Consider the following 12,062-nt stretch of genomic DNA (forward strand, 5'->3'; position numbering starts at 1 on the left):
GGGCGGGGTGAAGCAAACATCTGGAAAGCAGGCGATCGACTTGCCCGCCGCCGACTTGCAGGAAACTTCCATATTGTTGGCGTAGACCTCATTCGCCATTACGCAGCCCTCACAGTCTGGTAACTGAGCAATGCGACGGCGCGTTCGCCGGCGTCGTTGCCGAGGTGATAGAAGATATTCGGACCTTCACCGTAGCCCTTGCGGCTGGCGGCCAACGCCACGGCGAGCATGGCCGGGCCGATGGCGGCGCCGACTTCGCCGATGCAGTCGGCCGGGTGCCAGAGGTGGAAGAATTCCTTGCGCACGCGCAGGGTCCGGCTCAGGGCCAGGGAGGCCTCCTTGAAGTAGTACTGTTCGCCGGAGATGTCGGTAAGCCGATAATCCATTTGCTCCAACCCGCAGCCGGCCTCGCTCAGGGCCGCTCGTACGGCTTGGGTCAGGCCTTCGGCGCGCAGGGGAATGTCTTCGGCCTCCACGGTGGCCTTCTCCATACCGAACCCCAGGCCGATGCAGGCCAGTTGCGGTGTTGCGCTGGCAACCGGAGCGGCCAGTACCACCGCCGCAGCACCTTCGCCGGGAATAAAACCGTTGGAGTTCTCGCTGGTCAGCAGGCGTTCGCGTTCTTCGAAGGCGGCCAGGGTCGGCCCGCACAGGAAGGAATCGACGCCGGCGATCAGCACGTGGCGATGGCCGCCCTGGTAGATCAGCGTGCGCGCGTCAAGCAGGGCCACCGCAGCGCTGACCCGTCCACGGGCGATGATGTTGGAACTGGGATGAAAGCGCAGGCCCAGTTCAGCTTCGATGTCCTGCAACAGTGTTCGATCCAGGCCATCCAGGCGGCCGGGGCGTTCGGTTTCGGCCACGCCCAGCAGCAACGGGGTCTTTTGCGCGTCGACCCCGGGAGTGCTCTGTAACGCCTCGGCGATGGCGCGGGCGGCCATCTTGATCAGCTTGGTGCGGCCGCGCCAGGGCTGTTCCAGAGGGACGCTGGCCGCGATCAGCCATTCGCCACCTTGGTCGATGAAACGGGTTTCCTGGAAGTTGTCGATGGCGCAGCGGATCGCCGCGCAGCTCGCGGGTGCGCTGAGGCCAACGGCGCTGACCATGCCGGAGCCGATGATGCAAAGTGCGGTCATCCGTCCGTCTCCTCGGGGGCGCGCCTGGCTTTTACCAGGGAGGAGAGCGACGGGTAATAATCCTTGCCCAGTTCACGGGCGCGCCACCAGCCCCTGGACATCGTGCCGACCAGCACCTGAGCGATCTCGAACAGGTTGCGCCGTAGCGGACGGGAAACACGCCAGGTCAACTGCACCTGGAGAGCGTCTGTGTCGATCAGCAGGGTGTCGATCACCGCCTGCACAGTCTCATGCCCGCCTTTTTTCAGAAAGAAGGTCACCGGCACGTCCATTTCGGGGACGCGAAAGCTCGCGCGCTCCCGGGGCGTGAGGTTGAGCAGTAGCACCTCCTCGCCGCCACGCAGGTAGGGAATCTGCTGATCGTCAGGGGCCGCCTGAAAGTAGCGGCTGTCGAAATCCTGCGGCAGAAATGGAAAGCAGTCGGCCAGCCAGGCATCGTCGTAAGTACCGGCGAAACGGGCGCGTTGCGGCCAGCTGCGACCCAGGGGGCCGAGAGCCATGGGGCGGAAGTCGCCGGAGGGGCTGTCGATCGGCTTGCCCAGTTCCTCCGTATTCGGCATTGGCTTGTAAGCGACTTCAGCACTGTCGATGCTGCCTGGGAACCAACCGCAACCGCTTGGGTTGTCCGGGTAGCAATGACGCATCTCCGGATTCTTGGCCATGGGATGGGAACCTCCGTAGGCCTGGGCATAGGAGATGTCCTGCTCGGTAAACGGCTGCGGTAAACCGGGTGAAACCCCCAATAGCCCCGGTTGCCATTGTCGCGGGCCGAGGACGGAAAAGGCCTTGCTCATTTGACCGATGCGAATGCCTGCGGCCAACTGCGTCACGGGCCGCCCGCCCGGGGCGTAGGCCTTGCCGCGTACCAGCACATCGCAGAACGGCTTGATCGGGGCGAAGTCCATTTCCTGCAGTGGGGCGCTGAGCCCCGGCTCGCCGAAGAAAATATCGGCCATCAGCAGCGGTTGCTGGGTGTCGGCGAGGGTTGCCGCACGGCCGTCCAGCGGCAAATTGAAAGTGCCTTTGGCCACGATCACCAGGGATTCACGGCCATTGGGCTCCAGGCCTTGGGTGTAGGCAGCAAGCAGTTTGCTGGCGTTGAGCAGCTCCATGAGTCGACTACCTGTCTAGTTGATCTGTACCGAACCGCCCTTGATGCGGTTGACCCCGCTGGAGCGGCTCGACAGATAAGCGCCCTGGATGATCACTTTGCCCGCGCGGGTCAGGGTGATGCTGGCCTTGCCACAGCGCAGGACGATTTCCCGCTCGGCGGTGAACTCCAGACGCTCACCGTCCATGTGGGCAACCGCGGGTATCGCGGTCGCCAACAGGCGCTGGATACGACCGATCACCAGCGGCCGGGCCGGGTCGCCGGCCTCGAACATCAGGGCGACCTGGGCGCCGATGTCTTCACGGGAGAGCGGCGTGGTGGTGCGCGCGGCGAGGCCGATTTCGCCGGGGCAGCCCGGGAAGGCCACCACCGGCGCATCTGCACTGGGCACATCCAGCAGCACCCCGATCACGACGCCATCCACGCGGGCGGGGGTGGCGGTAGAGGCAGCGGGTAAATGATATTCAACGGTCATGGCGCCCACTCCGTGGCTAGTTCTGCAGGATTTTCTGGCCTTTGACGACAACGTTCTTGTTCGCCTTGATGTTGATGGCGCCGGAGCCGTCGAGGGTAATGTTCTTGCCGCTGATCACAATGGTGCCGTCCTTCTTCAGGGTGATGCTGGCCGCGCCCGTGGTCAGGCTGATGGAGTCGCCAGCGGTGAGGGCGAAGTGCTTGCCGACATCCAGGGTGTCGTTCTGCTTGATGTTGGTGCTGCGGTTCTGGGTGACGTCGCGGGATTCGTTCTGGCCGATCTGGGTGCTCTGGTTGCCGTTGATCTCGATCCCTTCGTTGCCCTGGACCGTTTCGTTACGGTTGCCCTTGATGCCGATCGTTTCGTTGCCGCCCACGTCCTCGGTGCGGTTGCTGACGATGGTGATCGTCTCGTTGGCACCGACCTTTTCCGTGCGGTCCGCGCCGATGGTGATGGTCTCGTTGCTGCCCACGTTCTCGGTGCGATTGGCGCCGATAGTGATTTTCTCGTCGCTGCCGACATCCTCGGTACGGTTCACGCCAATAGAGATGGTTTCGTTATTGCCGACCTTTTCCTTGCGATCCACCCCGATGGTGATGGTTTCGTTGTTATCGACGGTTTCGGTGCGGTCGTGCTTGACGTGCACGGTCTCGTCGTTGTCGATGGTCTTGCGGCGGTCGTGGCCGACCCAGTGGGTTTCGTCGTTCTCGACTTCGATGTCCTGGTTCTTCTCGGCGTGGATAAACAGCTGTTCGGCGCCTTTTTTATCCTCCATGCGGATTTCATTGAAGTTCGCCGGTGAGCCGCCCTTGCTTGAACGGCTTTTCGTCCCGCTTTGGGTGGCATTGGCGGGCAGCGCGTAGGGCACGGTCTGTTCGGCGTTGTAGACACGGCCGGTGATGATCGGTCGATCCGGATCGCCTTCGAGGAAACTGACGATGACTTCCTGGCCGATCCGCGGAAGCTGCACGGAGCCCCAGTTCTTGCCGGCCCAGGCCTGGGACACGCGAATCCAGCAGGAGCTGTTTTCATTGGACTGGTCATGACGATCCCAATGAAAGTGCACTTTGACCCGGCCATATTGATCGGTCCAGATCTCCTCGCCACTGGGCCCCACCACCACGGCAGTCTGCGGCCCACGGACGATGGGCATCGGCGTGAGGGGCAGAGGGCGGAAGGTCTGGTTGGCATCCATGCAGTCCAGCTCGCTGACGAACTGTTCGGCGACCTCCGACTGCCCGCTTTCGTAGGCGTCCTGACGAATCTGATAACGGGCGATCACCACCAGGTACTCGCGGTTCTGATCCTCGCGGTCGTAACCCGTCAGCGTGAACAGATGACCGCAACCGATCCCGCGGGCGCGGCCACGCAATTGCACACGCTCGAACTGGCTGTGAATGGCTTCGATGCGGGTCCGCGCGTAGTGATCGCCATCGTTGCTCTGGACGTATTCACCCGGGTAGTCGTAGAGCGGGTAGTCGGCGTTGGTGTGGTTGCGTGGCACGCTGGAACGCACCTCAAGGCTGGCGCGTGGGCGCAGGAAGTCATAGTCGTTCAGCGCCAGCGAGCCGGGCTGTACTTCCCGCGCCAGTTGCCAGTCGTAGAAATGATCGCGCTCGCGCATTTGCCGATCGGGGGGGTAGAAGGGCACCGAGGCATAGTCCGCCGCCGTGGAATGAGCGCCATAGGCATCGGCGAGGACCAGCACGTGACGGCCCTTTTCATGGCGAAAGTAGTAATAGATGCCTTCCTGCTCCATCAGCCGACTGACGAAGTCGAAGCTGGTTTCGCGGTACTGCACGCAATACTCCCACTCGCGGTAGCTGCCGCTCAGGCTGTCTTCGAAATCGGAAAAGCCGAGGTCGCGGAACACCTGCTTGATGATGTCCGGCACCGTCTTGTTCTGGAAAATCCGGCAATCGGAGGTGCGCGTGAGCAGCCAGAACCAGGGGCGCAGGCTGACGCGGTAGCCGGCGAACTGACCGTGCCCGGTCAACTGCCGGCAACTACAGACGATGCCGTGGAAGTAGCGTTTGCCGCCGTCATACAGCTCCAGGGTCAGGCCCATCGGCTTGCCCAGCAATTGATCGAACGTGATCGCCCGATCTTCGGAGGTCAGGTCCAATTCGTAGTGAAACAACCGCCCCAGTTCTTCGCTGCCTTCCATGCCCTGCAGCACCAGGACATCGCCGCCGAGCGGACTGTCGACCTGCACCAGACGGCTGTTTTGCGTGATTGCCATGAACGACTTCCTTTGGCGCTTGTTTGGGTGTCAGTGGGCCGTTGCAAGGAAGGTGGCGTCGTAAGGGTCGTCGCCAGAGGAGATGCCAGGGGAAATTGAATCCAACGATTGCTGTACATCCACCACAGGGGTGATCTCCTTATCGGTCTTGCGGTTTTCAATCAATGTGAACGTACGAGCGGATCCGTATCCTGCGGATGAACGTTTGTCCGGCGCCGCTTGATGGCGCCTCTGAGCCGTTGGGTAACGTTCCGGCGTCAACCAGATTGGCAGTTGATGGGGTCAAGATAGGTGACTCGAAGATCGTTTGCTTAGTTTCATTCGCTATAGATTAGATTCCTAAATCGAATAACGGTGAAACGGGGATCAGCATGGCGATCCGCGCTATGCCTTTGTAAAACCTGGCTCCCAACCGATTGCGCGCGTCTTGATGTATCGCTTCTACGTGTACCTTCGTTAGGATCAGGCACGTTTCAGTGTGCTATCGTATTCAAAGGTAATACCTATTGATATTGGAGGGCCGTTATGGCGACGTCGATCAAAATCGATGAAGATCTGAAATATCGCATCCAGCAGTTGGCGAATGCGCGGCAGCGCTCGGCCCATTGGATCATGCGAGAAGCCCTTTCTCAGTATGTGGTACGGGAGGAAGCGCGGGAAAATTTCAAGCAGGAAGCGTTGGCTTCGTGGAAGGCCTACCAGGAAACGGGCCTGCACCTGACCGGGGCGGAGACTCGAGACTGGCTTAAAACGTGGGGAACCGAGGAAGAGTCGGAGCTTCCTGCATGCCACGATTGATTGTGACTGCAGGGGCGGCTGAGGGGCTGGAGCGTTGTCGTCGTTTCCTGTTGGAAAAAGACGTACAGGTGACGCGCAGGGCGGCTCAAGTCATCGAGCAGCAGTTGATGCGCCTGGAAACCGACCCTCACATAGGTCGCCCCCTCGCCGAGTCACCCGAACTACGAGAGTTGATCATTACTTTTGGTGATGCGGGCTACGTCGCGCTTTACCGTTTTGTTCCCGCAGAAGAAAACGTGTACGTATTGGCGTTCCGACACCAAAAGGAAGCGGGTTACTGATGAGACACAAAGTCATCCCCGAAGGCTGCTCAGTTTCGCAAGCCTGTCCGGGTGATACTCAGTCCTCGAACCCTTTCTGACAAAAATGTCAGGAAGCCGTCAGCCTCCAGACACCTTCACTGCCTAGACTCACTGGGTTGCCTTGCTTCCGTAGAGGAGTCACCTGATGCGCCTGCTCATTGTCGAGGATGAAGAAAAAACCTCCTCCTACGTCCATCGTGGCTTGACCGAGCTCGGCTACATCGTCGACGTTGCCACCAATGGCATCGATGGCCTGCATTACGCGCTGGAATGGGATTACGACGTGGTGGTCCTGGATGTGATGCTGCCGGGCAAGGACGGCTACGACGTGCTGCAAGGGCTGCGCCTGCACAAGAAAACCCCGGTCATCATGTTGTCCGCCAGGGGAACCGTGGATGACCGTATTCGAGGGCTGCGCGAGGGCGCCGATGATTACCTGGGCAAACCATTTTCATTTGCCGAACTGGTCGCGCGCGTCCAGGCCTTGATCCGTCGCCGCGCCGGTGACACGGCCGACCTGACGCATTTGCGCATCGACGACCTGGAGGTCGACCTGCAAGCACGCAAGGTGACCCGGGGTGGGCTGAGGCTGGACCTGACGGCCAAGGAGTTCTGTCTGTTGAGCCTGTTGGCGCGACATCAGGGCGAAATTTTGTCCAAGTTGATGATTGCCGAGCAGGTCTGGGACATGAATTTCGACAGCGACGCCAATGTGGTGGAGGTCGCGATCAAGCGCGTGCGCGCCAAGGTGGACGCGCCGTATCCGCGCAAGCTGCTGCATACCGTCCGCGGCATGGGGTATGTGCTGGAAAGCCGGGAAGAGCCTGGCAGGCAAAGCGGTGCGTCGTGATGAAGATTTCCATCGCCAAGCGGCTGGCCCTGATGTTCGCCCTCGCTGTCCTGCTGATCATGTCGATCAGCGCGACACTGCTGCGTTCGTCCTTGAAGCAATCGCTCGATGAACAGATGCAGAACGAACTGGTCCTGCGCCATTCGGTGCTTGACCCGGTGCTGGCGAAATACGATTCGCCGACGTTCTGGGTCGGCTTGCGTCAGAAGCTCGACGGCCTGACGCCCGCGGATGAACGGGTCCGTTATTGGATTCTGGTGGATAACCCGGCCTTCAGCTATGGCGGGCCGATGCCGGACGGCCAGGATTGGTCCAAGCGCGCCGATGGACTCTTCAGCCTCCAATTGCCTGGGCGAGAGCGTGAGTGCCCCATGATGGTTTTGCTCAAGACTATTCCCGCCATGGGCAATCGCCCGGAACTGCGCTTCATCGTGGGATTGGACTCGACGCCGTTCAGGAAGACCCTGAACCATTTCACCAAGATACTGATCCTGACTTCGGCGTTGGGCATCGGCCTGGTTGCGCTGCTCGGTTACTGGATCGCGCGTTTCGGCCTCGGGCCGGTCCGGCGCTTGAGCCGTCAGGCCAATAGCCTGCCGCCGGGGGATTCGAAGCAGCGGCTGGACACTGAGGCGTTGCCCGCGGAATTGCAGGAATTGGCGGTGTCGTTCAACGGCGCCCTGGCGCGCCAGGAAACGGCATGGTGTCAGCTCGAAGGGTTCAACGCCAATGTCGCCCACGAGTTGCGCACACCCCTGACCAACCTGATCGGCCAGACCCAGGTGGCCTTGGCCCATGGACGAGATGTGGGTGAGCTCCAAGACCTGCTGCAATCGAACCTCGAAGAGCTGGAACGGATGGGCGGCATCGTCAACGACATGCTGTTCCTCGCCGGGGCGGAAAGCGGGCAGCGGGCCACCGAACTCAGTGATGTCTCGTTGTATGAAGAGGCGTCGAAGACGGTGGAGTACCTGGAGCCGGTGCTGCACGACAAACAACTGAGCGTGGAGATCCACGGCGACATGCGCGTGTGCATCGACCGACGCCTTTTTCACCGTTCCCTGGCCAATCTGATACAGAACGCGGCGCGCTACGCGGTGCCGACCAGCATCATCACCGTGAGCCTGGTCAGCCACGGCATGCAGGTCGAGGTGAGCGTTTCCAATGCCGGGGAGCCTATCGACACGGTGCACCTGGAGCGTTTGTTCGAGCGTTTCTATCGCGCCGACGCCGCCCGGGCGCGAAGTGATGCGCATCATGGCCTGGGCCTTTCCATCGTGCGAGCGGTGGCGTCCATGCACGGCGGGCGTGTGTTCGCCCATAGCGAAAATGGCTTCAATACCTTCGGCTTTTCCTTGATGAACCAGGCGGCGCCTTAGTCGTCGCCCCCCGCGAATAAAAGCCCGCCCGCGTTTGCAATGCTGTTCTCTTAAGAAAAATGATGGACCTGTGGCGAGGGAGCTTGCTCCCGCTCGGCTGCGAAGCAGTCGTAAACCGGCGGGTGCGGTGTGTCTGATACGCCGCAATTGGCAGGTTTTGGGGCCGCTTCGCGGCCCAGCGGGAGCAAGCTCCCTCGCCACGGGTTTGTCGATTGGCTTAAGAGAACAGCATTGCGCTCGGGTTTGACATCTTCCCGTCAGCCAGCAGTCACCTTGACGTCAGTCGCCCCCTCCTAGAGTGCTACGACCATCCCAACGAGGACCGTGTCGTGGAGCCCACTATGAATATTCGAAACCTGTCGATTGCCGGCCTGCTGGCCGTCATCTCCTTGAGCGGCTCGCCGCTGCTCGCCAAAGAACAAACGCAGATCCCAGCCTACGAATATGGCATGCCGCTGGACATCGCCAGGGTCATCCATATCGAGGAGGCGACATCGCCGGTGTGCGAGGTCGTGCAAGCCAAGATGACCTACTTGAACAGCCAAGGCACCAAGAAGCACGTCAGCTTTCTGCAGTTGGCCGAGGCGTGCTCCAAACAGTGACCGTCCGGCGATGCCGGTTCATTTCTTCAGACAGGGACTATCACCATGTGGAATAACACAACAACACCTACCCTTGGCCGCGTGAGTGACAGGGGCCGGCTGGCGAGACTGGCGAGAACCCTTGCCGCCGGCTTCGCGCTGCTCGCTTCGGTGAGTGTCGAGGCGTCCGATCGCGTAGCACCGAAACCGGACTGGTCGACCCACGACATGCCGTCCCAGAAAGGCCGGATTGTCCTGGTCACCGGCGGCACCAGTGGCATGGGCTACGAGGACGCGCTGGCCTTGGCCCGTGCCGGCGCCGAGGTCATCATCGCCGCGCGCAACCCGGAGCGCGGCGCCCAGGCCATCGCGCGTATCCGTGAATCCGTGCCCGACGCCAAAGTGCAGTTCGAGAACGTGGACCTGGCCGATCTTTCATCGGTGCGCGACCTGGCCCAGCGTCTCAATCAGCGGCTGCCGCGCCTCGACGTATTGATCAACAACGCCGCCGTCATGGCGCCGCCCGAGCGGGGTACGTCCGCCGATGGCTTTGAGCTTCAGTTGGCCACCAACTACCTGGGGCACTTCGCACTGACCGGCCTGTTGGTGCCGCTCTTGCGTCAAAGCCAGGATGCCCGCGTGGTGAGCCTGTCCAGCATTGCTGCGACGCGCGGCACGATGAACCTCGATGACCTGCAGAGCGAGCAGAAATACGACCCCTATGCGGCCTACGCGCAATCGAAACTGGCGGTCCTGCACTGGGCCTTTGCCTTGCAGCGGCGCAGCGACGCTGAAAACTGGGGCATTCGCAGCATCGCGGCGCACCCCGGTGTGGCGGTCACCGAGTTGGTCGAACGCGGTCCTGGCCTGGACAGCGAGTTCGGTCGGCGCTGGGCCAAGGACCGCGACGCCTACCACTCAGCGGCACAAGGGGCGTTGCCGACGTTGTACGCCGCCACGGCTGCGCAAGCCGTGGGCGGAGCGTATTACGGCCCGACCGGGGACGCTGAAAGACGCGGTCCGTTGGGCTTCGCCAAGACGCCACCCGCCGCAAGCGCGCAGGCGGATGCCGAGCGGCTCTGGGCCGTCTCCGAGCGCCTCACCGGCGTGACCTATCGCTGATGCACCCCTGGGCGCGGGCGTCCGTCCCGCGCTTGACCTTTCTTATTGCCGTCTCCCTGGAGTCCCTATGAGTGCGCCTTCCTATTTGCACCGGCTGAGTCTCGCCCTCAACGCCCGCGACGGTGAGTTGCGTCCGGCGCTGTGCGGGTTCCTGCTGTTCCTTTGCCTCTTCACCGGTTACTTCATGCTGCGCCCAATCCGTGAATCGATGGGCATCGCGGCGGGAGTGGAGAACTTGCAATGGCTGTTTACCGCGACCTTCCTGGTCATGCTGGCGGCCGTGCCGTTGTTCGCCTGGCTCAGTTCCCGAGTGCCACGCCTGCGCCTGATCGACTGGGTGTACGGCTTCTTCGGCTTCAACCTGCTGATGTTCGTCGAGCTGTTCCAGTTCCAGCCGGACAGTGTCTGGCTGGCCCGGGTCTTTTACGTCTGGATTTCGGTCTATAACTTGTTCGTCGTCTCCGTGGCCTGGAGCCTGATGGCGGATGTATTCGACAGCGAGCAGGCCAAGCGTCTGTTTGCCTTCATCGCCGCGGGCGCCAGCGTCGGCGGCCTGTTAGGGCCGGCCCTGAGCGCGTTGCTCATCGGTCCGCTCGGCGCTTCGGGGTTGATGTTTCTGGCGGCCTTGTTGCTCGGCGTCACGCTGGTCTTGAAACGGGCATTGATGGCATGGCGCGAAAAGGGCGGGGCTGGCCGTCTTGGCGCCGCGCCGACGCAACATCCCCGGCAGCCCTTGCAGGGCAACCCGTTCAGCGGTTTGATGGCCGTGCTCGGGTCGCCTTACCTGTTGGGCATTGCCGGGTTTGTCGTGTTGTTGGCGACGGTCAGCACTTTCCTCTATTTCGAGCAGGCGCGCCTGGTGGCCGAGCATTATCCGGATCGCGAAGCGCAAGTGCGCATCTTCGGCACCATCGATATCGTCGTGCAGGCCGGGGCGTTACTGTCCCAGCTGTTCATCACCGGCCGTATCGCGCCGAAGCTGGGGGTGCGCGCCTTGCTGGCCATCGTGCCGCTGCTGATGTGCATCGGCTTCCTGGGCCTGGCGTTGGCGCCGGGGTTCGCGCTGCTGGTGGCGCTGATGATCGTGCGGCGGATCGGCGAGTACGCGTTCGTCCGACCGGGCCGGGAAATGTTGTTCGCGCCACTGGATGCCGAGAGTAAATACAAGGCCAAGAACTTTATCGACACCGTGGTCTATCGTGCGGGTGACGCCATGAGCGGCTGGATCAAGAGTCTGCTTGACCTGCTGGGGCAAGGCGCCGGCCCGGTCGCTGTGGTGGGCGCGGGTTGCGCGTTGCTGTGGGGCTACTTGGGTTGGCAACTGGGGCGACAGGCCGATTATGCCGCTTCCAGGGAACAGCGCTTGGCGGTCATCGCGGCCAGGGATGAAGACCGAGCCGACCAGGAGGAATCCCACTCTATTGTCCGTGGCGTTGTCGCGGCGAGTGAAAGGTGATGCGGATGAGTTTGAAAGATAAGGTACTGGCAATCGGTGCGATCGTTGCCTTATCGGCGTGCTCCAGCGTGTTTACGGGCAAAGAAAACGCTTTGGTCGGGACGTGGCGCATGGTCAGTGCAACCGTTGAGAGCCAGGGCAGCAAGGCCGATGCTTACGGCCCCGACCCTCATGGCTGGCTCGTCTTCACCCCCGAGCTGACGTTTGTCGAAGTGCTCACTGACCCGCGCGTGCCGGTGTTTCGTTCCAATGTGCGTGGTGAAGGCACCGATGAGGAAAACCGGGCAGCGATGGCGGGGAGCATCGGTTTCTTCGGGCGATATACCGTCGATCAGAACGGTGAGTTCTCAGGCAACACTGTCAAAGGGTCTACGTTCCCGAACTGGGTGGGCGCTGTGCGTACCCGGGACGACCTGCAGTTGAAGGTCGACGGCGACCGGATGGTGGAAGACTTTCGCCGCCCGGATGGGGCGAAGGTTCACATCGTCTTTGAGCGTGTACGGTAACGCCGTTCACTTAAGGCAATCGACAAACCCGTGGCCAGAGATTGCTCCCGCTGGGCCTGTAGGAGCTGTCGAGCGAAGCGAGGCTGCGATCTTTCCCCCGGCAT

Annotated in this window: 13 protein-coding genes; 8 read left to right on the forward strand and 5 right to left on the reverse strand. The window is 61.7% G+C overall.

Annotated elements, in window-relative coordinates:
- The 5 genes from HU767_RS28715 to tssI form a co-directional block, all read right to left on the reverse strand.
- Positions 1-99, reverse strand: a 99-nt coding sequence (locus tag HU767_RS28715) for a hypothetical protein (RefSeq protein ID WP_238349398.1), incomplete at its 3' end; no start/stop codon positions are given.
- A complete protein-coding gene (locus HU767_RS01410) occupies positions 99-1,136 on the reverse strand; it encodes a hypothetical protein (protein ID WP_186728285.1) in 1,038 nt (345 codons plus the stop codon). The genes HU767_RS01410 and HU767_RS28715, both read right to left, overlap by 1 nt.
- A complete protein-coding gene (locus HU767_RS01415; protein WP_186728286.1) occupies positions 1,133-2,248 on the reverse strand; it encodes a DUF2169 domain-containing protein in 1,116 nt (371 codons plus the stop codon). The genes HU767_RS01410 and HU767_RS01415 overlap by 4 nt, the downstream gene beginning before the upstream one ends.
- Before the next feature lie 15 nt (positions 2,249-2,263).
- Positions 2,264-2,722: a DUF6484 domain-containing protein gene (locus HU767_RS01420; RefSeq protein WP_186728287.1), complete on the reverse strand. Its 459-nt coding sequence runs from the start codon at positions 2,720-2,722 to the stop codon at positions 2,264-2,266.
- 16 nt (positions 2,723-2,738) lie between these two features.
- Positions 2,739-4,964 (reverse strand): type VI secretion system tip protein TssI/VgrG, encoded by a 2,226-nt coding sequence (tssI, locus tag HU767_RS01425; RefSeq protein ID WP_186728288.1) that lies wholly within the window; start codon positions 4,962-4,964, stop codon positions 2,739-2,741.
- 525 nt (positions 4,965-5,489) lie between these two features.
- Here tssI and HU767_RS01430 point away from each other — a divergent pair.
- From HU767_RS01430 to HU767_RS01465, 8 genes are all read left to right on the forward strand, one after another.
- Complete coding sequence (locus HU767_RS01430; RefSeq protein WP_186705666.1) at positions 5,490-5,762, forward strand: CopG family ribbon-helix-helix protein; 273 nt, start codon at positions 5,490-5,492, stop codon at positions 5,760-5,762.
- Positions 5,750-6,043, forward strand: coding sequence for a type II toxin-antitoxin system RelE/ParE family toxin (locus tag HU767_RS01435; protein ID WP_186705665.1), 294 nt, complete (start codon positions 5,750-5,752; stop codon positions 6,041-6,043). Before HU767_RS01430 ends, HU767_RS01435 begins: the two co-directional genes overlap by 13 nt.
- 166 nt (positions 6,044-6,209) lie before the next feature.
- Positions 6,210-6,914: a heavy metal response regulator transcription factor gene (locus HU767_RS01440; protein ID WP_186705664.1), complete on the forward strand. Its 705-nt coding sequence runs from the start codon at positions 6,210-6,212 to the stop codon at positions 6,912-6,914.
- Positions 6,914-8,293, forward strand: coding sequence for a heavy metal sensor histidine kinase (locus tag HU767_RS01445; RefSeq protein ID WP_186705663.1), 1,380 nt, complete (start codon positions 6,914-6,916; stop codon positions 8,291-8,293). The genes HU767_RS01440 and HU767_RS01445 overlap by 1 nt, the downstream gene beginning before the upstream one ends.
- A gap of 341 nt (positions 8,294-8,634) precedes the next feature.
- The gene (locus tag HU767_RS01450; RefSeq protein ID WP_186705662.1) at positions 8,635-8,895 is read left to right on the forward strand and encodes a DUF2790 domain-containing protein; all 261 of its coding nucleotides are present in this window, start codon (positions 8,635-8,637) and stop codon (positions 8,893-8,895) included.
- A gap of 45 nt (positions 8,896-8,940) precedes the next feature.
- The gene (locus HU767_RS01455; protein WP_186705661.1) at positions 8,941-9,996 is read left to right on the forward strand and encodes an oxidoreductase; all 1,056 of its coding nucleotides are present in this window, start codon (positions 8,941-8,943) and stop codon (positions 9,994-9,996) included.
- 67 nt (positions 9,997-10,063) lie between these two features.
- The gene (locus HU767_RS01460) at positions 10,064-11,452 is read left to right on the forward strand and encodes an MFS transporter (protein WP_238349393.1); all 1,389 of its coding nucleotides are present in this window, start codon (positions 10,064-10,066) and stop codon (positions 11,450-11,452) included.
- A gap of 5 nt (positions 11,453-11,457) precedes the next feature.
- Positions 11,458-11,958, forward strand: coding sequence for a lipocalin-like domain-containing protein (locus HU767_RS01465; protein ID WP_186728289.1), 501 nt, complete (start codon positions 11,458-11,460; stop codon positions 11,956-11,958).
- Positions 11,959-12,062 lie beyond the last annotated feature (104 nt).

Origin of the sequence: Pseudomonas sp. SWRI179 (genome assembly GCF_014268705.1) — a bacterium.
Lineage (GTDB): Bacteria > Pseudomonadota > Gammaproteobacteria > Pseudomonadales > Pseudomonadaceae > Aquipseudomonas > Aquipseudomonas zanjanensis.